This window comes from Pseudonocardia sp. P-1 (assembly GCF_058111925.1).
Genome location: NZ_CM176614.1, coordinates 4572275 through 4592013, shown reverse-complemented (window position 1 = coordinate 4592013; position 19739 = coordinate 4572275). Strand labels below are relative to the sequence as shown.

19 protein-coding genes are annotated in these 19739 nt (G+C 73.9%); 12 read left to right on the top strand and 7 right to left on the bottom strand.

The annotated features are described in order from the left end of the window. The first annotated feature begins 59 nt into the window (after positions 1–59). Positions 60–884 (top strand): LLM class flavin-dependent oxidoreductase, encoded by an 825-nt coding sequence (locus AC0GKK_RS22550; RefSeq protein ID WP_237453547.1) that lies wholly within the window; start codon positions 60–62, stop codon positions 882–884. Positions 885–914: 30 nt separating this feature from the next. Beyond that, positions 915–2168, top strand: coding sequence for an FAD-dependent monooxygenase (locus AC0GKK_RS22545; protein ID WP_489882471.1), 1254 nt, complete (start codon positions 915–917; stop codon positions 2166–2168). On the opposite strand, the gene AC0GKK_RS22540 is transcribed toward AC0GKK_RS22545, so the two are convergent. Continuing rightward, complete coding sequence (locus AC0GKK_RS22540; RefSeq protein WP_073577371.1) at positions 2120–2575, bottom strand: MarR family winged helix-turn-helix transcriptional regulator; 456 nt, start codon at positions 2573–2575, stop codon at positions 2120–2122. The genes AC0GKK_RS22545 and AC0GKK_RS22540 overlap by 49 nt on opposite strands. 284 nt (positions 2576–2859) lie before the next feature. Here AC0GKK_RS22540 and AC0GKK_RS22535 point away from each other — a divergent pair, with 284 nt between their 5' ends. The 7 genes from AC0GKK_RS22535 (at position 2860) to eutC (ending at position 10466) form a co-directional block, all read left to right on the top strand. Then, positions 2860–3528, top strand: a complete 669-nt coding sequence (locus AC0GKK_RS22535) for an ABC transporter ATP-binding protein (RefSeq protein ID WP_073577370.1) — start codon at positions 2860–2862, stop codon at positions 3526–3528. Further along, the gene (locus AC0GKK_RS22530) at positions 3525–4745 is read left to right on the top strand and encodes an ABC transporter permease (protein ID WP_476652219.1); all 1221 of its coding nucleotides are present in this window, start codon (positions 3525–3527) and stop codon (positions 4743–4745) included. The genes AC0GKK_RS22535 and AC0GKK_RS22530 overlap by 4 nt, the downstream gene beginning before the upstream one ends. Before the next feature lie 31 nt (positions 4746–4776). After that, on the top strand, positions 4777–6438 hold the full coding sequence (locus AC0GKK_RS22525) for an HlyD family efflux transporter periplasmic adaptor subunit (RefSeq protein ID WP_357439494.1): 1662 nt from the start codon (positions 4777–4779) through the stop codon (positions 6436–6438). Positions 6439–6582: 144 nt separating this feature from the next. Further along, complete coding sequence (locus AC0GKK_RS22520; RefSeq protein ID WP_073577367.1) at positions 6583–6789, top strand: hypothetical protein; 207 nt, start codon at positions 6583–6585, stop codon at positions 6787–6789. A gap of 175 nt (positions 6790–6964) precedes the next feature. After that, on the top strand, positions 6965–8359 hold the full coding sequence (gene eat, locus AC0GKK_RS22515) for an ethanolamine permease (RefSeq protein WP_489882470.1): 1395 nt from the start codon (positions 6965–6967) through the stop codon (positions 8357–8359). Beyond that, positions 8356–9732 carry an ethanolamine ammonia-lyase subunit EutB gene (locus AC0GKK_RS22510; RefSeq protein WP_346102868.1) on the top strand — a complete coding sequence of 459 codons (1377 nt, stop codon included), beginning with the start codon at positions 8356–8358 and terminating at the stop codon, positions 9730–9732. Before eat ends, AC0GKK_RS22510 begins: the two co-directional genes overlap by 4 nt. After that, the gene (gene eutC, locus AC0GKK_RS22505; protein ID WP_346102866.1) at positions 9729–10466 is read left to right on the top strand and encodes an ethanolamine ammonia-lyase subunit EutC; all 738 of its coding nucleotides are present in this window, start codon (positions 9729–9731) and stop codon (positions 10464–10466) included. Before AC0GKK_RS22510 ends, eutC begins: the two co-directional genes overlap by 4 nt. Positions 10467–10539: 73 nt before the next feature. Here the strand turns inward: eutC and AC0GKK_RS22500 are convergent, their stop codons facing one another. From AC0GKK_RS22500 to AC0GKK_RS22490, 3 genes are all read right to left on the bottom strand, one after another. Beyond that, complete coding sequence (locus tag AC0GKK_RS22500; protein ID WP_346864727.1) at positions 10540–11610, bottom strand: ABC transporter ATP-binding protein; 1071 nt, start codon at positions 11608–11610, stop codon at positions 10540–10542. A 21-nt stretch (positions 11611–11631) separates the two neighbouring features. After that, entirely contained in the window at positions 11632–11823 is a 192-nt protein-coding gene (locus AC0GKK_RS22495; protein WP_489882469.1) for a hypothetical protein, read from the bottom strand. Positions 11824–11900: 77 nt separating this feature from the next. Beyond that, on the bottom strand, positions 11901–12485 hold the full coding sequence (locus AC0GKK_RS22490; protein ID WP_489882468.1) for a TetR/AcrR family transcriptional regulator: 585 nt from the start codon (positions 12483–12485) through the stop codon (positions 11901–11903). A 106-nt stretch (positions 12486–12591) separates the two neighbouring features. Between AC0GKK_RS22490 and AC0GKK_RS22485 the strand changes: the two genes are divergently transcribed. Further along, entirely contained in the window at positions 12592–13773 is a 1182-nt protein-coding gene (locus AC0GKK_RS22485) for an acyl-CoA dehydrogenase family protein (protein ID WP_251787303.1), read from the top strand. Then, positions 13770–14780: a phosphotransferase family protein gene (locus tag AC0GKK_RS22480; RefSeq protein ID WP_357439506.1), complete on the top strand. Its 1011-nt coding sequence runs from the start codon at positions 13770–13772 to the stop codon at positions 14778–14780. The genes AC0GKK_RS22485 and AC0GKK_RS22480 overlap by 4 nt, the downstream gene beginning before the upstream one ends. 32 nt (positions 14781–14812) lie before the next feature. On the opposite strand, the gene whiA is transcribed toward AC0GKK_RS22480, so the two are convergent. Next, complete coding sequence (gene whiA / locus AC0GKK_RS22475) at positions 14813–15712, bottom strand: DNA-binding protein WhiA (RefSeq protein ID WP_357439510.1); 900 nt, start codon at positions 15710–15712, stop codon at positions 14813–14815. A 466-nt stretch (positions 15713–16178) separates the two neighbouring features. On the opposite strand from whiA, the gene AC0GKK_RS22470 reads away from it, so the two are divergent. Continuing rightward, a complete protein-coding gene (locus tag AC0GKK_RS22470) occupies positions 16179–18542 on the top strand; it encodes an FdhF/YdeP family oxidoreductase (protein ID WP_489882467.1) in 2364 nt (787 codons plus the stop codon). A gap of 19 nt (positions 18543–18561) precedes the next feature. Here the strand turns inward: AC0GKK_RS22470 and AC0GKK_RS22465 are convergent, their stop codons facing one another. Together AC0GKK_RS22465 and AC0GKK_RS22460 are read right to left on the bottom strand one after the other, a co-directional pair. After that, positions 18562–19248, bottom strand: coding sequence for an SDR family oxidoreductase (locus AC0GKK_RS22465; protein ID WP_062396927.1), 687 nt, complete (start codon positions 19246–19248; stop codon positions 18562–18564). Beyond that, the gene (locus AC0GKK_RS22460) at positions 19245–19706 is read right to left on the bottom strand and encodes a MarR family winged helix-turn-helix transcriptional regulator (protein ID WP_208826468.1); all 462 of its coding nucleotides are present in this window, start codon (positions 19704–19706) and stop codon (positions 19245–19247) included. Before AC0GKK_RS22460 ends, AC0GKK_RS22465 begins: the two co-directional genes overlap by 4 nt. Positions 19707–19739: the final 33 nt, after the last annotated feature.

Sequence of the window (19739 nt, the reverse complement as noted above, 5' to 3'; positions counted from 1 at the left end):
ACTCGCCCCGCACAGGAGTTCCCGTGTCCCGAGCGTCCATCGGCATCATGACCGCCCAGATGCAGACCACCTACGACGACCTGCTGCGCGTCTGGCTGGAGGCCGACGAGCTGCCCGGCATCGAGCACGCCTGGCTGTTCGACCACCTCATGCCGATCGGTGGCGACCCGCTGGGACCGGCCCTCGACGGCTGGACCACCCTGTCCGCGCTCGCCGCTCGGACCCGACGGCTGCGTCTGGGTCTGCTGGTCACCAGCAACCGGTTCCGCCCGCCCGCGGTGCTGGCCAAGATCGCGACGACGGTCGACGTCGTCTCCGGCGGACGGCTCGACCTGGGCATCGGCGTCGGGTCCCGCCCGGACCACCCGCTCGCCCGCCGCGAGTACGAGGCGCACGGCCTGCCCTTCGCCGCCACCGCCGACGCCGTCACCGCGCTCGACGAGGCCTGCACGGTGATCCGGCGGCTGTGGACCGAGACCGAGCCGTTCGACGTCGACGGCGAGCAGGTGCGGCTCACCGGCGCGTTCGGCAGCCCGAAGCCGGTGCAGGCCCACCCGCCGATCGTGATCGGCGGACGGGCCAGGGCGACGCTGCGGATCGCGGCCCGGCACGCCGACGTCTGGAACATCCCCGGCGGCGACCTCGACGACGCCGTCGCCCGCAGCGCGCTGCTCGACGAGCTGTGCGCCGACATCGACCGGGACCCGGCGGAGATCACCCGGTCGATCCACCTGGGCGTCTCCTACGACGACCCGGCGGACGCCCGCGAGCGGGTGTCCGCCGCCGTCGGCGCGGGCTTCGGGCACGTGGTCCTGGGGCTGCCCGCCCCGTTCCCGCAGGGTGCCGCCCGCTGGGTGGCCGACGAGATCGTCGCGCAGGTTTAGCCGACCGGATAGTTCGGTCATCTAACTACCATGGCCTCCTCCCGGCACGCCCTCATCTCCGGCGCCGGCATCGCCGGCTCCGCGCTCGCCCTGCGCCTGGCCGCGTACGGCTGGCGGACGACCGTCCTGGAGCGCGCGCCGCGGCAGCGCGACGAGGGGCACAACATCGACGTCCGTGGCACCGCCCGTGAGGTCCTGCGCCGGATGGGCCTGGAGGACGCCGTGCGGGCCGCCGGCACCCGCGAGGTCGGCTTCCGCGTGATCGGCGACGACGGGCGCCCGGTCGCCGAGATCCCGATGGACCCGACCGGGTCGGCCGACGGTCCGACCGCCGAGCTGGAGATCCTGCGCGGCGAGCTGGCCCGGGTGCTGATCGGGGCCGCGCCGGGGTCCACGGCGTTCCGGTTCGGCACCCGGATCACCGGCGTCGAGGACCGGGGCGCCGGCGACGGCCCGGCCCGGGTCGCCCTCGACGACGGCACCACGGTCACCTCCGACCTCGTCGTGGTCGCCGAGGGGCTGCGGTCGCGAACCCGCGACCTGGTGTTCGCCGACGTCACCGTCCGCGAGACCGGCCTGTACGGCGCCTACCTGACGATCCCCCGCACCGCCGATGACGACGCCTGGTGGAACTGGTTCCACGAGACCGGCTCGCGCGGGGTGCACCTGCGCCCGGACAACCTGGGCACCACCCGCGCCATGCTGACCTTCCTGTCCGGGGTGCGCGGCCTGGAGACCCTCGGCGACGCCGACGTCCGCACCGTCCTGCGGCGGACCTTCGCCGATGCGGGCTGGGTCGCCCCGCGGATCATGCGGGAGCTCGGCGACGGGCCGGGCGGGGCCCCGATGTACTTCGACGCCGTCGGGCAGGTCACGGCCCCGCGCTGGAGCTCGGGACGGGTGGTACTGCTCGGCGACGCCGCGTACTGCCCGTCGCCGCTGGGCGGCGGGGGCACGAGCCTGGCCCTGATCGGTGCCTACGTACTGGCCGGGGAGCTGGCCGCCCGCCCCGGCGACACCGCGGGTGCGCTGCACCGCTACGAGGAGCTGCTGAGGCCCGCGACCGAGCAGGCGCAGAAGCTGCCGCCGCTGACGCTGGCCAACCCGCGGACCCGGGCCGGGATCCGGACGCTGCGCACCGCGTTCCGGGCCGTCGCGAGCCCGGTCGGGAAGCGGGTGACCGGGCTGCTCGGGGCCACCCCGACCGGCGCGGTCGACGCGTTCCGGCTCCCGGACTACCCGGCGCCGAGCTCGTCGAGCGTGGCGACGACCGCGCGCAGGTAGCGCTCGACGACCTCGCCCTCGTCGGCGGAGAGGCGGCGGGCGACGTCGTCGAGGGCCCGGACGGCCGGCTCCCACTGCGCGAGCCGCGCGCGGAAGGACTCCTCCCGCGAGCGCACGGTGACCCGGCGGCGGTCGTGCGGGTCGGGGACACGCTCGAGGTGGCCGGCCGCCTCGAGCCGGTCGATCAGCGCGGTGGTCGAGGCCGGCCGCAGGTCCAGCCGCCGGGCCAGCTCGGTCGGCCCGAGCGAGCCGTGCACGTCGAGCAGCCGCAACGCCCACAGGTCGGTCGGGTGCAGCCCCGCCCGCCGGGCCTGCCTGCCGGTGAACTCGTGGGTCGCCCGGTTCACCGCCTCCAGCGCGACGGTCGGGCCGGCCAGCCCCTCCAGCAGGTGTCGTCGCTCGCCCATGCGGCCTCCCGGCGTCGGTCCACGGCACCGTAGCCGGACGGGCCCGGCCGCAGCCGCGGCAGGACCGGTCACGAGGTGGTCACGAATTCGCGACGCCGTTTCGGGGACACCTCCCCGCTCTCGACCGTCGAATGGGAATGAATCCGCATTAACTGATCGACGACCCGCAGGTGACGGCCCTGCGCAACCTTCCACCCGATCGGGTGACGCCATATTTCTGCGCACCATTCCCGACGGCGACCCGACGATTTCCCGGAACCGCCCCGTGCGTAATCTCCGGAATCGTGATCGAGCTGGAGGGGGTCTCCAAGGTCTACCGGACCGGAGCCCTCGAGCTGCGCGCACTCGACGCCGTGGACCTGCACGTCGACGACGGCGACCTCGTCGCGATCATGGGCCCCTCCGGCTCGGGCAAGTCCACGATGATGAACATCCTCGGCTGCCTCGACGTGCCGAGCTCCGGCGCCTACCGGCTCGACGGCATCGACGTCGGCCGGATGTCGGACAACCGGCTCGCCGACGTCCGGCTGCAGAAGATCGGTTTCGTCTTCCAGTCGTTCAACCTGCTGCCGCGCACCTCGGCGCTGGCCAACGTGGAGCTGCCGCTGGTCTACGCCGGCGGGCGCGACCGCCGGGGCCGGGCGCGGCGCGCGCTGGAACGGGTCGGGCTCGGCGACCGCGGCGACCACCGGCCCAACGAGCTCTCCGGCGGCCAGCAGCAGCGCGTCGCGGTGGCCCGTGCCCTGGTCACCGACCCCTCGATGATCCTGGCCGACGAGCCGACGGGGAACCTCGACACCGCCTCGACCACCGACGTCATGAACCTGTTCGTGGAGCTGAACGAGAGCGGCCGCACCGTCGTGCTGATCACCCACGAGCCCGAGGTCGCGGAGTTCGCCAAGCGCGTGGTGACCCTGCGCGACGGCCGGATCGTGGGTGACGAGCGCCGATGACGATCTGGGAGTCCGCGCGGATCGCGGTACGGGGCCTGCGGGCCGGGCCGCTGCGGTCGCTGCTGACGATGCTCGGGATCATCATCGGGGTCGCCGCGGTGATCGTGCTGGTCGCCTTCGGCAACGGTCTGCAGCGCTTCGTCGCCGACGCGTTCGGCCCGCTCGCCAACCAGATCCAGATCACCCCGGACCGCGGTGGCATCAGCGGCGGCGGCACGCCGCGCGACCTCACCGACGCCGACGTCCGCGCCCTGCGGGACCGGGCCTCCGCACCCGCGGTCGCCTCGGTCAGCCCGACGGTGACCGGCTCGGCGCAGCTGCAGCTGGCCGGTGGCGGGAGCGTCCGCAGCGGCGTGACCGGCGCCGACGCCGACTACCTCGACATCACCAACCGGGAGCTGGTCGTCGGGTCGTTCTTCGACGACCGCCAGGCCACGACCCGGGCGAAGGTCGTCGTGCTCGGCCCCAACCCGGTGGCGACGCTGTTCGGCGGCCGCGCCGGCGAGGCGCTCGGCTCGGAGGTGCGGATCGGCCGCACCTCGTTCCGGGTGATCGGCGTGCTCGCCGCCAACGGCCAGCAGGACGACATCGCCGTCATGCCGCTGGGCGCCGCACGCGCCTACCTGACCGGTGGCGGCGACGTCGTCGACCAGATCACCGTGCGCGCGGTGTCCACCGACGCGGTGCCGCAGGCGGTCGAGCAGGTCACGACGGTCCTCGACGACCGGCACCGCATCGACGACCCGCAGGACCGCGACTACACCGTCACCGCGCTGCAGAGCCTGCTCGACCAGTCCTCGCAGGTCCTGAGCTTCGTGACGATCTTCGTCGCGGCGGTCGCGGGCATCTCGCTGCTGGTCGGGAGCATCGGCGTCGCCAACATCATGCTGGTCACGGTGACCGAGCGGACCCGCGAGATCGGTATCCGCAAGGCCATCGGCGCGCGCCGCCGCGCGATCCTGCAGCAGTTCCTCATCGAGGCGATGGTCCTCACCGGCATCGGCGGGGTCATCGGGATCCTGGTCGGCGTCGGTGTGTCCGTGCTGGCCGGGATCGTCCTGCCCCGCCTCGTACCCGACTTCCCCGCCCCGACGGTGTCGGCCGGATCGGTGGTGCTCGCCTTCGGGGTGAGCCTGCTGATCGGGCTGCTCGCGGGCGGTTTCCCCGCCAACCGGGCCGCGCGGATGCGGCCCATCGACGCCCTGCGGCACCAGTGACAGCGCCCGCGACAGCACCGAGGAGCACTTCATGACCCGACTGCGGCTCGCGGGCAGCCTGCTGCTCGCCGGACTCGTCGGCCTCACGGCCTGCACCGGAGGGGACCAGCCGCCGCCGACGGCCGTCGTCGACCGGGGTGTGGTCTCCACCGGGGTGTCGGCGTCGGGGTCGCTGGTGTCGATCACCCAGCAGAACCTCGGGTTCACCGACGGCGGCCGGGTCACCGAGCTGCTCGTGGAGGTCGGCGAGACCGTCGCCGCCGGGCAGCCGCTCGCCCGGCTCGACGACGCCGAGGCCCGGTCCCAGGTCGCCGCCGCGCAGGCGGGGCTGGACCAGCAGCAGGCGTCGCTGGGCAAGCTGACCGGCGCGAACACCGTCGAGGCCGCGCAGGCGTCGCTGGCCTCGGCCGAGTCGGTACTGGCCGCGACCCGCGACCAGGTCGGGGCGCAGAACGCGGCGAACGACACCGCCGTCGAGCGGGCGAGGGTCCAGCTCGCCTTCGACCGCAAGCAGCTCGCCGCGGCCCAGGAGAAGCTGGAGACCGACCGGCGGGCCTGCAAGCGCTCCGGCGGCAGCACCGCGTCCGCGACCCCGGAGCCCACCGCCGACCCGTCCGGCGGCGGGCTGCTCGGCGGGCTGTCCGGCGGGTCCGGCACCTCGGGCGGGTCCGGCCTCGGCGCGGCGACGACCGACCCGGCCTGCACCGCCGTCGCCACCGACGAGCAGGCCGTGACGACGGCGAAGGGCCAGGTCATCACCTCGCAGACGGCGCTGGCGCAGGCCGAGGGCACCCGCGACACCGGCGCCGCCTCCGGCCGGGTCTCGATCGCGAACGCCGAGAGCGCGGTGTCCGACGCCCGCTCGCAGCTCACCGGGGCGAACAACGACGCACCGGCCGACGTCGCGGTGCAGGACGCCGTGGTCGCCGACGCCCGCAACACCCTCGCCGATGCCCAGCGCGCCCTCGACGACACCCTGCTGCGCGCCCCGGTCGCCGGCACCGTGTCCGCGATCAACGGCGCGGTCGGTGACGTCGTGCCCGCCGCGAGCGCCGCGACCGCGCTCGCCCCCGGCACCGACGCCCGGATCCCGCAGGCCGTCGGGTCGGCGTCGGCGGCCTCGGGCGGCGCGGGGGCCGCCGGTGGCGGCGCGTCCGCGGCGGGCGGGGCACCGTTCCTCACCCTCAACGACCTGCAGACCTATCAGCTGGTCGTCCCGTTCGAGGAGAGCGACGCCGCGCGGGTCGCGCCGAACCAGACCGTCGACGTCACCGTCGACGCGCTGCCCGGGGTGAGCCTGCCGGCGACCGTGGTGGCCGTCGCGCCGACCGCGACGCAGCTGTCGGGCGTCGTGAGCTACTACGCGACCGTCGTGCTGAACCGCACCGACCCGCAGCTGCGCGACGGCCAGACCGCGCAGGCCGACGTGCGCACCGAGGCACGCAACGGGGTGCTGCGGGTGCCGAACACCGCCGTCCGGCAGGAGGGCGGCCGCTCGGTCGTCGACGTGCCCGGCGACGACGGCGCCGCGGTGACCCGGCAGTTCGTCCCCGGCCTGGTGGGCGACCAGTTCACCGAGGTGCGGTCCGGCCTCGACGACGGCCAGCAGGTCCTGCTGCCGCAGGCCACCGTCGAGGCGACGCCGGGCCGTCCTGGCGGCGGGCCCGGCGGGGGTGGCCAGGGCGGGAACTGACCGCCGCGGGATCACGCTCGGCGGCCCGCTCGCCCGTTCACCGAGTCACGGGTGTCGGTCGTTCGGTCCCGCAACGATCACTGCCAGGCTGGCCCACGCACATCCGTAGGACGCGGTCCCGGGCCGCATCGGGAAGGAGCAGTCGTGGGCGACATCGCCGGCAAGTTCGACAAGGCGTACGAGGGCAAGGGTGTCGAGGAGCTGGCCGACGCCCCCGTCGACGCGCTGAAGGGCGTCTCCGAGGGCGACGCGAAGCTCCTCAAGGAGGCGTTCAACATCACGACCGTCCGTGACCTGGGCACCAACAAGTTCTTCCTCTGGGCGCAGGCGATCAGCAAGCTCGCGGACTGAGCAGCCCGGTGCGGGGCGGTGCGCGCGTCACCGCCGCCCCGCCCCGCACCCCGCGGCGGACACACACTCTTCACACGGTTACCCCGCGCGGCCCTACCCCGGTCCGGCCCGTACTTCCTAGCTTGTCCCCACACCCGGCGGTCCCCGCCGGTGCGGACGCGCCCAGGAGGACGACATGGCCCAGGATCCATCGGACTACCTGGAGCGACGCCGGCTGCGGACCGGGGCCGCGGGCTGGGTCCTGCTGGCCGGGCTCGGCGTCAGCTACGTCATCTCCGGCGACTACTCCGGCTGGAACTTCGGTCTCGCCCAGGGCGGGTTCGGCGGGTTGCTGATCGCCGGTGTCGTCATCGCGGGCATGTACTTCGCGATGGTGCTGGGCATGGCCGAGCTGTCCTCGGCGCTGCCCGCCGCGGGCGGCGGCTACACCTTCGCCCGCCGCGCGCTGGGCCCGTGGGGCGGGTTCGCGACCGGCACCGCGATCCTCATCGAGTACGCCATCGCCCCCGCGGCGATCGCCACCTTCATCGGTGCCTACGTCGAGTCGCTCGGCCTGTTCGGGATCACCGACGGCTGGTGGGTCTACCTCGCCGCCTACCTGCTGTTCATCGGCATCCACATCGCCGGCGTCGGCGAGGCGCTCAAGGTCATGTTCGTGATCACCGCGATCGCCGTGCTGGGGCTGCTGATCTTCGCCGTCGCCGCGGTGCCGCTGTTCGACACCGCCAACCTCGTGGACATCGCGCCGACCGCGGCCGCCGGGGCGTCACCATTCCTGCCCTTCGGCTACCTGGGGATCTGGTCGGCGGTGCCGTTCGCGATCTGGTTCTTCCTCGCGCTGGAGGGCGTCCCGCTGGCCGCGGAGGAGGCACGCGACCCCGAGCGCAACGTGCCCCGCGGCATCGTCGCCGCGATGCTGGTCCTGCTCGTCACCGGGACGCTGGTGCTCGTGCTCGCGACCGGCGCGCTCGGCGCACAGGCGCTGTCGGAGTCGGGCAACCCGCTCGTCGAGGCGCTCGGCGGGTCGACCGCCGGGGTCGTCGTCAACTACGTCGGGCTGGCCGGGCTCGTCGCGAGCTTCTTCTCGATCATCTACGCCTACTCCCGCCAGACCTTCGCGCTGTCACGCGCCGGGTACCTGCCGCGGGTGCTGTCGGTGACCAACGGCCGCAAGGCACCCACCCTCGCCCTGATCGTCCCCGGCGCGATCGGATTCCTGCTCTCGCTGACCGGGCAGGGGGACGTGCTGCTGAACATGGCGGTGTTCGGGGCCGCGCTGTCGTACGTGCTGATGATGGTCAGCCACATCGTGCTGCGCCGGACCGCGCCGGAGATGCCGCGGCCCTACCGGACCCCCGGCGGCGTCGTCACGACCGGGTTCGCGCTGGTCGTCGCGGTGCTCGCCGTCATCGCGACGTTCCTCGTCGACCCGGTCGCGGCGGGCGCGACCCTCGGCGCCTTCGCCCTGTTCATGCTGTACTTCGCGTTCTACTCCCGACACCACCTGGTCGCCGCGGCCCCCGACGAGGAGTTCGCGGCGCTGGCGCAGGCGGAGGCCGAGCTGACGTGACCACCCGCAGAGCCACCCTCGGTGGGCACACGCACGAGTTCGCCGACCTCCGGGCGCTGCTGGCCGCGGCCACCCCGGAACGCTCAGGGGACGTGCTCGCCGGGGTCGCGGCCCGGTCGGAGCAGGAACGCGTCGCCGCCCAGACGGTTCTGGCCGACCTGCCGCTCGCCACCTTCCTCGACGAGCAGGTCGTCCCCTACGAGGACGACGAGGTGACCCGCCTGATCCTCGACTCGCACGACCGCGCGGCGTTCGCCCCGGTCGCGTCGATGACCGTCGGCGGGTTCCGTGAGCACCTGCTCGACCCGTCCACCGACACCACCGCGCTCGCGCCCGGCCTGACCCCGGAGATGGTCGCGGCGACGGCCAAGCTGATGCGGCTGCAGGACCTGATCGCCGTCGCGCGGCGTACCCCGGTCGTCACCGCGTTCCGCTCGACGGTCGGGCTGCCCGGCACGATGGCGACCCGGCTGCAGCCCAACCACCCCACCGACGACCCGTCCGGGGTGACCGCGTCCATCGTCGACGGGCTGCTGCTCGGCTGCGGCGACGCCGTCATCGGCATCAACCCGGCGACCGACTCGCCGCAGCGCACCACCGACCTGCTGCACCTGGTCGACGAGGTGCGCACCCGCTACGACATCCCCACCCAGTCCTGCGTGCTCGCCCACGTCACGACCTCCATCGAGATCATGGAGCGCGGCGCCCCGGTGGACCTGGTGTTCCAGTCCGTCGCCGGCACCGAGGCGGCGAACACCGGGTTCGGGGTGACCCTGGCGATGCTGCGCGAGGCACACGACGCGGCGCTGTCACTGGGCCGGGGCACCGTCGGCACGAACTGCATGTACTTCGAGACCGGGCAGGGCTCCGCGCTGTCCGCCGACGCCCACCACGGCGTCGACCAGCAGACCCTCGAAGCCCGCGCCTACGCCGTGTGCCGGGCGTTCGACCCGCTTCTGGTCAACACCGTCGTCGGGTTCATCGGGCCGGAGTACCTCTACGACGGCAAGCAGATCACCCGCGCCGGTCTGGAGGACCACCTGTGCGGGAAGCTGCTGGGTGTCCCGATGGGCGTCGACGTCTGCTACACCAACCACGCCGAGGCCGACGCCGACGACACCGACGCCCTGCTCACCCTGCTCGGCGCGGCCGGTTGCTCATTCGTGATCTGCGTGCCCGGCGGCGACGACGTGATGCTCCACTACCAGTCGCTGTCCTTCCACGACGCGCTCTACGCCCGTCAGGTGCTGGGCCTGCGTCCCGCCCCCGAGTTCGAGGGGTGGCTGTCCACCATGGACATGCTGGCACCGGACGGACGGCTCAAGGAGCTGGCCCCCGCGGCGGTCCGTGCGCTGACGGCGGGTGTGGGGTGAGCGCAGCGGACCCGCTGGAGCTGCTGCGGGCCTCCACCCGGGCGCGGGTGGCGCTCGGGCGGGCCGGGGACGCGCTGCCGACCGCGCGGCTGCTGGAGCTGCGCGCCGCGCACGCCGCGGCCCGCGACGCCGTGCACACCCCGCTCGACGTCGACGCGCTCACCGACCGGATCGCCGCGCTCGGGGTGGACACGCTGCGCGCCGCCGGGGCCCCGGCCGACCGCACCGAGTACCTGACCCGGCCCGACCTGGGCCGCCGCCTCGCCGACGGCGCCGACCTGCCGCGCGGGGAGCACGACGTGGTGCTCGTCGTCGCCGACGGGCTCTCGCCCCGCGCGGTCGCCGAGCACGCCCCGGGGATGCTGGCCGAGATCCTCGACCGGCTCGACGGGTGGCGGGTGGCGCCGGTCGTCGTCGCCACCCAGGCCCGGGTCGCGCTCGGCGACGAGATCGCGACCGCGGTGGGGGCGCGGCACGTCGTCGTGCTCGTCGGGGAGCGGCCGGGGATGAGCTCGGTCGACTCGCTCGGGCTGTACTTCACCTACGACGCCCACCGGGGCCGCCGCGACTCCGAGCGCAACTGCATCTCCAACGTCCGCCCGCCGCACGGCACCGGCTACGCCGCCGCCGCGACCACGCTCGCCCTGCTGATGAGCGAGGCGCGGCGGCTCAAGCTGTCCGGGGTCGCGCTCAAGGCGGGCCCGGCACTGCCCTCGGGAGACGCCGGGAGCTGAGCCCGCGCCCGGCAGGTCTCCCTGCGCGCCGTCCTGTCGAGACGCGCGGCGGGATGGACCGGGACCCCCTCCGTCAGCCGCCGACCCGCGGGTGGACGTCGGTGGGCCAGTCGTCGCCGCCCGCTCGCGCCTCCTGCCGGGTCGTCCCGTCCCGCGACGGGCCGGTGGACGCCGCGTCGGCATCGGCGTACTGCTCCCGGATCGCCTCCTGCGCCGAGGACGGCAGCTCGTGCAGCATCGCCTGGACCCGCTCCCGACGACGGTGCACCGCCTGCCGGTCGGGCATCCCGGTCGAGGCCACGAGCTGGGGCTTCATCTCGGGACGCCCCTCCAGCTCACCGCCGGCCTCCTCCATCTCGCGGGCGGCCTGGGCGGCGTCCTTCTCCTCCGACATCCCGATCGGACCCTCCCGACGCCCGTTGAGGAACTGCGCCACCACCGGCTCGTCGGAGGTCAGCAACACCTCACGGGGGCCGAACATCGCCAGGTGCTTGCGGTAGAGCAACCCGATGTTGTCCGGCACCGTCTGCGCCGAGTTGATGTCGTGGGTCACGATCAGGAACGTCGAGTCCGTCATCGCATTCAGATCGATGATCAGCTGGTTCAGATACGCCGTACGCACCGGATCCAGACCCGAGTCCGGCTCGTCGAACAGAATGATCTTCGGATCCAGCACCAACGCCCGCGCCAACCCCGCCCGCTTACGCATACCACCCGAGATCTCACCCGGCAGCTTGCCCTCGGCACCGACCAGACCGACCATGTCGATCTTCTCCATGACGATGTCGCGGATCGCCGACTCCGACTTGCGCGTGTGCTCCCGCAACGGGAACGCGATGTTGTCGAACAGGTTCATCGACCCGAACAACGCACCGTCCTGGAACAGCACCCCGAACAGCTTCCGGATCTCGTACAGCTCCGACTCCGAGCACTTGCACAGGTCGACGCCCTCGATCACGATCGACCCCCGCTCCGGCTTCAGCAGCCCGATCAGGGACTTCAGGAACACCGACTTACCCGTACCCGACGGCCCGAGCAGCACCGACACCTCACCCGCGGGCAGCGTCAGGCTCACGTCCGACCAGATGTTGGCCCGACCGAAGGACTTCGTCAGCCCCTCGACCTTCACCTCGACACCCGTCATGGGGTCACGTCTCCTTCTCGCCTAGAAGTTGCGCAGGTCGGACACGAGCCACCGGCCGTCGACCCGCTTGACCGTGACCTCGGCGCGGCCCGGGGTGGTGCGCGGTGGCTCGCCGGTGCGGGCGGCCTCCTGCGTGAAGTAGAGCAGGGCGGTGACCCGGTCGTCGTCGGCGGACACCACGCCGGCCCGGGTGACGACGGTCCGTGTCCCCACCCCGCGGTCCGGGGCCGGGCGCCCGGATGCCGATCCTGGAGGGCGCGCGGGCGCCGGCCGAGCGCCGCGGCCCCGGTTCACCGGGGCCTGAGCGCGGCGGGCCCGGCCCCGACGAGGCGTAGCGCGAACTCCGCGAGCTGCCAGGCGACCTCGTTCTCCCCCGGGCCCGCGTCGTCGCGGAACCACACCGCGACGCCCATCCCCTGGTCGAGGATCGCGTACGACGCGAGCCGCGGCGACGCGACCGAGAACACCCCGGCGTCGGCGCCGTCGGCGATCAGCCGCCGGAAGCGCTGCTCGTAGTCGGCGCGTCTGGCGAGGATCTCCGACCGGTGCGGTTCGGTCAGGCTGCGCAGCTCCCGGTTGCCGACGAAGGCCTCCACCCGGTTCCGGGCGTGGAAGCGCACGTGCGCCTCGACGGCGCGGCGCAGCCGTTCGACCGGGTCGTCGATCCCGGCCACCGCGGCGTCGTGCTCGCGGATCAGCGCGTCCATGGTGGCGTCGATGACCGAGGCGAGCAGCTCCTGCTTGGAGCGGACGTGCTTGTAGAGGCTCGGCCCGCGGATCCCGACGGCGGCTCCGATGTCGGCCATGGTCGTCGCCTCGTAGCCGCGGCGGGCGAACTCCGCCAGCGCCGCCGACCGGATCTCATCGCTCCGCACGGCTAGCAGTCTATAGCCGTGATGTGAGATGTGGCTCCCGACGCTGTCCCCGGCTGCCGCGATGCTGCTACATGATGGCTAACAATCATTAGCCGATGGAGGAGACATGGCGGTCGACCTCGCCCAGGACGCGCACGTGCAGGACCTCGCGGAGCGGACGGCCCGCTTCGTCCGGGAGGTGGTGGTCCCGGTCGAGGAGGCCCACGGCGGCGTCCTGCCGTCGGACGGGGAGCGGGTCCGGCTGCAGGACGCCGCCCGCGCCGCGGGGGTGTTCGCCCCGCACGCCGCCCCCGAGTTCGGCGGGCACGGCCTGGACATGTGCGGCCGCGCCGCGGTGTTCACCGAGGCCGGGTACTCGCTGCTCGGCCCGATCGCGCTGAACATCGCCGCGCCCGACGAGGGCAACATCCACCTGCTCGAGCGGATCGCCTCGGAGGACCAGAAGGTCCGCTACCTCGCCCCGCTCGCCGCCGGGGACGTGCGCTCGTGCTTCGCGATGACCGAGCCCTCCCCCGGCGCCGGGTCCGACCCCGACGCACTGTCCACCACGGCCACCCGGGTCGACGGCGGCTGGCGGATCGACGGCCGGAAGTGGTTCATCACCGGCGCCGACGGCGCCGCGTTCGCCATCGTCATGGCCCGCACCAGCGGCGTGCCCGGTGACCGTGGTGGTGCGACGATGTTCCTCGTCGACGCCGACAACCCCGGCATGACGATCGGCCGGCACATCCCGACGCTGGACGAGTCGCTCTACGGCGGGCACCTGGAGGTGGGGTTCTCCGACTGCCGCGTCACCGACGACGCCGTGCTGGGTGAGGTCGACGAGGGCTACCGCTACGCCCAGGTCCGTCTCGGCCCGGCCCGGTTGACCCACTGCATGCGCTGGCTGGGCATCGCGCGCCGCGCCCAGGACATCGCCGTGGCCTGGGCGGCGGAGCGGCAGGTGTTCGGGTCACGGCTGGCCGACCTCGGCATGGCGCAGGCGATGATCGCCGACAACGAGATCGACATCGCCGCCGCGCGCGGGCTGGTCCTGCGCGCCTGCTGGGAGCTCGACCAGGGCCGCCCCGCCGGGATGGAGGTCTCGATCGCCAAGACCTTCACCGCGGAGGCCGTGTGGCGGGTCGTCGACCGGGCCCTGCAGCTCAACGGCGGCCGCGGCGTCTCCGGGGACGTGCTGTTGAGCCGGTTCCTGCGCGAGGTGCGCCCGTTCCGCATCTACGACGGCCCCTCGGAGACCCACCGCTGGTCGATCGCCCGCCGCACCGTCGCGCGGGCCACCCGATGAGCCCCGACGGCCTGGACCTGACCGCGCTGGACGCGTTCCTGCGCCGGCACGTCGACGGCTACCGCGGCGGGGTCACCGCCGAGCTCGTCTCCGGCGGGCGGTCCAACCTCACCTACCGGGTCACCGACGGGGAACACGTCTGGATCCTGCGCCGCCCCCCACTCGGCACGCTGACCCCGTCCGCGCACGACATGGGCCGCGAGTACCGGGTCGTCGCCGCCCTCGCCGGGTCCGGGGTCCCCGTCGCACCGGCGGTCGCGCTGGCCGACGCGTCGGTGCTGGGGGTGCCGTTCGCGCTCACCGGGTTCGTCGACGGGATCGTGGTGCGCAGCGAGGACGACCTCGCCACCCTCGACGACGCAGGCGTGCGGGCGACCGCGTTCTCCCTGGTCGACACCCTCGCCGCGCTGCACGCCGTCGACGTCGCCACCGGCCCGTTGTCCGAGCTGGGCCGCCCCGCCGGGTACCTGCGCCGCCAGGTCGAGCGCTGGTACGGCCAGTGGCAGCGCGTCGCCACCCGCGAGCTGCCCGACGTGGACACCCTGCACGGCCTGCTCGAGGCGAGCTGCCCGGCCGAGAGCGACCACGCCGTCGTGCACGGGGACTTCCGTATCGACAACGCCATCCTCGACCGCGACGACCCCACCGTGGTGCGCGCCCTGGTCGACTGGGAGATGGCCACCCTCGGCGACCCGCTGGCCGACCTGGCCCTGCACGTCGTCTACGGCGACCCCGTGTTCGCCCCGGTCCTGGCCGGGGCCGCGGCCTCCACCAGCACCCGGATGCCGGGTGCCGACGAGCTGGTGGAGCGCTACGCCGCGGCGTCCGGGCGCGAGCCGCGGGACTGGGCGTTCCACCGCGGCCTGGCCTACCTGAAGGTCGCCGTCATCGCCGAGGGCATCCACGCCCGGCACCTGCGCGGCGACACCCGCGGCGACGGGTTCGCGACCGTGGGCGAGGCGACCGCACCGCTGGCCGCGGCCGGGGTCGTCGCGGCCCGCGGCTGAGCGACGGCGGGCCGGGCCGTCGGGCAGGGCGCTCAGCGGGTGAGGCGCTCGGTGTGCTCGAGCAGCCGCCGCAGCCGCCCGGCGATCGCGTCCTTGGTCATCGGCGGGTCGGCGAGGCGGCCCAGCTCCTGCAACGACAGCTCCGGGTTGCGGGCCCGCAGCAGGCCGGTGGCCAGCAGTCGCTCGGGCACCCCTGCGGGCGGGTCCGCCAGCAGCGCCTGGACGCGCAGGGTCGTCATCGCCGCGGCCTGGGAGGCGCGCTCCCGGTTGGCGTCGTGCAGCGCGCCGCTCACCGGCACCTCCCCGGTCCCGCGCCGCAGGTCGGGGTTCCACGCCTGCGCCGCGCACGGCGCACCCATCCGGCCGAGCACCGCGCGCACGTCGACGGGGTCGCGGACGACGACGCGGTCGCCGTGGATGCCGGGGCGGGTCAGCGCGGCGACGCCGAGGCGCCGGGCCGCTCCGGTGAGCGCCATCGCCGTCTCCGGGGACGGGCAGAGCAGCTCCAGCCCGGCCCGGCCGCGGCCGCCGAGCGCCCCGGCCACCAGGAACGCGGCGCGCCAGGCCCCGGCCAGGACCGCGTCGTCGCCCGCGACGACCGGCGGCGGCAGGCCGCGTACCCAGCGGCCGGTGCTGTCGCACAGCCGGGTGCGGCGGGCCAGCTCCGGGACCCGTGCGACGACCCGGAGGGACTCGGCGGACAGCCGGACGACGGGGATCTCGAACAGGTCGGTGATCTGCCGGGCCAGGCGACCGACGGCGCGCGCGCACCCGGCTGGGACGTCCAGCACCGGGACCGATGCCGCCCCGACGGTCCGGTCGAGGGTCCCGGCGCAGGCGAACCGGAGTGTCGTCGCCGCCTCCGCGCGTCCGATGTCGGCCCGCGCGGGGCGGTGCCGGAACAGCTCGTCCCGGACGTCGAGGATGTCCACCTGAGGCTCCTTCGGATCCGATCGGCGTGCTCCGCCGGCGCGGGCTCGGCCCCGCGACCGTCGGACGACGCCCCGGCCGAGGGGACGGCCGGTCCGGGACGTACCGCCCTGGCGGGGGCGACGCGCCTCGGACCGGCCGGTGCCGCACGCCGGGCTCCCGGTCGGCGTGCACCACATCCCGGACAACGATCGACCGCCGCAGGACGAGGCGGATCCGCTTGCCCGCCACGACAACCGGGCCACCGGGGACGCCGGGCGCGGCGACCGGGACGACCGGTGGTCGACGGACCGCCGACAGGTGACCCTGCGTGATCCTCTTCCCCGGGTCGGCCCCGGCGCACGCCACCGGTCCGGCCCCGATCGGGTCGTGGACGGTTGGGATCGCTCCAGCCGGGTAGCGCGTCCACAGCGGGCGCGCCCCCGACGGGGGCGCCGCCCGACGGTCGTCGAACGCGGAGGTAGCCCCATGGACGGACACAGCGACGACTACTCGGAGGCCGACCTGGAGGTCGGCACGCCCGAGGACCACGCCGTCGGGGCGACGGCCGTCGCGGTGTCGATGAAGCGGTCGCTGGAGCGGATGGGACCGTCCCGCACCGCCCGCACGCTGCTGAAGCTGAACCAGGCCGAGGGCTTCGACTGCACCAGCTGCGCCTGGCCGGACCCCGACCCCGGGCACCGCTCGGTGGCCGAGTTCTGTGAGAACGGCGCGAAGGCGATCGCCGAGGAGGCGACGACGCGGCGCGCGACCCCGGAGTTCTTCGCCCGCCACAGCGTCGCCGAGCTCGACGAGCGGTCGGAGTACTGGCTCGGCCAGCAGGGCCGGATCACCCATCCCATGGTCCGGCGACCGGGCGGGACCCACTACGAGCCGATCGGCTGGGACGCGGCGTTCCGGCTGATCGGCGACGAGCTGAACGCCCTGGACGACCCCGGCGAGGCCACCTTCTACACCTCCGGCCGGGCGTCCAACGAGGCCGCGTTCGTCTACCAGCTCTTCGCCAGGGCGTTCGGGACCAACAACCTGCCCGACTGCTCGAACATGTGCCACGAGTCGACCTCGATCGCCCTGCAGGAGTCGATCGGGATCGGCATGGCCAGCGTGACGCTGCCCGACCTGCTCGAGGCGGACGTGATCGTCATCGCCGGACAGAACCCGGGCACCAACCACCCGCGGATGCTGACCCAGCTCGAGCACGCCAAGCGCAACGGCGCCACGATCCTCACGATCAACCCGCTGCGCGAGGCCGGGCTGATGCGGTTCAAGAACCCGCAGACCCCCCAGGGGGTGCTCGGACGCGGCACCGACATCTCCGACCTGCACCTGCCGGTCCGGGTCAACGGCGATCTGGCGCTGTTCCAGGCCATCGGCTCACTGCTCGTCGCGTGGGACGCCCTGGACCACGAGTTCCTCGACCGGCACACCAGCGGCTTCGACGCCTGGCGCGACCACGTCGCCTCGATCGATCGCGACGCCGTCACCCGGTCCACCGGGCTGTCCTGGGCCGACATCACCCGGGCCGCGGCCCTGTTGCGGGACTCGCGCAAGACCGTCTTCTGCTGGGCGATGGGTCTGACCCAGCACCGCAACGGCGTCGCGACGATCAAGGAGGTCGTCAACGTCGCCCTGGCCCAGGGCAACATCGGCCGTCCGGGCGCCGGGCTCTTCCCGGTCCGCGGCCACTCCAACGTCCAGGGCGACCGGACGATGGGCATCTGGGAGCGCGTCCCGGACTCCTTCCTCGACGCCCTGCAGGCCGAGTTCGCGTTCGACCCGCCCCGTGAGCACGGCCTGGACACCGTCGACAGCATCCGGGCCATGCGTGACCGGAAGGTCAAGGTCTTCGTCGGCCTCGGCGGCAACTTCCTGCAGGCCGCACCGGACACCGACGTCACGACCGCGGCGCTGACCGGCACCCGGCTGACCGTGCAGATCTCGACGAAGATCAACCGGTCGCACCTGCACGGCGGCCGGACCGCGCTGATCCTGCCCACCCTGGGCCGGACCGAGCGCGACGTCCAGGAGTCCGGACCGCAGTTCGTCTCGGTCGAGGACTCCACGTGCTCCGTGCACTCGTCCCGCGGCCCGCTGCCGCCGGCGAGCCCGCACCTGCGCTCCGAGGTCGCGATCATCACCGGGATCGCCGAGGCCACCCTGGGCGACCGGTACGGCATCGACTGGGCGGCGATGCGCGGGGACTACCGCCGCATCCGCGACCACATCTCCCGCGTCGTGACCGGCTGCGAGAGCTACGAGGTGAACGTCCGTCGCCCCGGTGGGTTCGTGCTGCCGCACCCGCCGCGGGACTCGCGGACCTTCGAGACCGGGTCCGGGCGCGGCGAGTTCGCGGTGTCGCCGATCGAGGTGCTCGAGGTGCCCGACGGGCACCTGCTGCTCCAGACCCTGCGCAGCCACGACCAGTTCAACACCACCATCTACGGCCTGTCGGACCGCTACCGCGGCATCGAGGGTGGGCGCCGGGTCGTGTTCTGCCACCGCGAGGACATCGCGGCGCTCGGGTACTCCGAGGGCGACCACGTGGACCTGATCACGCGCTGGGAGGGCGACGAGCACGTGCGCTGCGCGTCCGACTTCCGCCTGGTGGCCTACGACGTCCCGCGGGGTACCGCGGCGGCGTACTACCCGGAGACGAACCCGCTGGTCCCGCTCGACGCCACCGCGCTGAAGAGCAACCAGCCGGCGTCGAAGTCGGTGGTGGTCCGGCTCGGCGTGGCCGGGAGCGAGGAGTGCGACCCGCGGGGCGCCCAGGGAGCGGTCGGCGACGACGACGGCCACAAGTCCCGGCCGGAGGTGTCGCACCTGTCCTGACCGTGAGGCGTGCCGGGGCTCACCAGGGGACGACCGCTCCGGTGTGGTCGAGGAACTGCAGGCCGCCGTCGTGCGCGTGGCCCACCAGGACCTCGGCCACCCCGCGCGCGCTCTCCGCGACGGTCAGCCGGGCCCCGGGGCCGCCCAGCTCGGTCTGCACCCACCCCGGGTGCAGGAGCAGCAGGGTGCGCGGGTCCTGCGCCGTCCGGGCGGCGTAGCTGCGCATGAGCTGGTTGAGCGCGGACTTGCTCGCCCGGTAGACCTCGTGCCCGCCCCGGGTGTTGAACCCGATGCTGCCCTGCCGCGACGACATGACCCCGATCGTGCCGGTGGGCGGGACCAGCGGGGCGAGCCCCTCGACGACCCGCATCGGGCTCAGCGCGTTGGTCACCATGACCTCGACGAACACCTCGGTGGGCACCTGGGCGGCCGGCACGTCGGCGTCGGTGATGCCGGCGTTGACGAACAACAGGTCGATCCGGCGGCCGCCGAGCCGCTCGCGCAGCGCGTCGATCTGCCCGGTGTCGGTGATGTCGAGGTGCTCGACGGTCACCCGCCCGGTCCGGTCGGCGAGTGCCGCGAGGGCCTCCGGGGTCTCACCACGCACGGTGGCGACGACGTCGAACCCCCGCTCGGCGAGTTCGCCCGCCAGGGCGAGCCCGAGTGAGCGCGAGGCCCCGACGACGAGTGCGGTGCGGTCGGTCATGTCTGCTCCTGGGTGTGGGTGCGGGGGTCGCCGGCGAGCCCGTTCTCGATCCGGCGCAGCAGGACGACGGCCGTGTCGATCCCCGCGGGGTCGTCGGCGACCCCGTCGAGCAGCTCGCTCCAGATGCGACGCAGCTCGCGCAGGTTCTGCTCGGCGCGGTCGGTCGGGTACAGGCGGACCCGGCGCGCGTCGTCGGGGTCGGGCACGCGCCGCACCAGGCCCTTGGACTCGAGGTTGCGCAGCGCGCGGCTGGTGTTGCTGGAGATCAGCCGGGTCGCCCGGGCGACGGCACCGGCGGTGATGCCCGGCTCCCGGTCGACCACGCGCATCACCGCGCTCTCCAGCGGGGTCCAGCTCTGCCCGGCGAACGCGGGCTCCTTCGACGCGTGGATGAGCCTGCCGACCGCGAGGATGCGGTCGGCCAGCTCGAACAGCCGGGTCTCCTGGTCGTCGTCCACGCCGTCACGGTACCCAAATAGCTGTCAGACGAC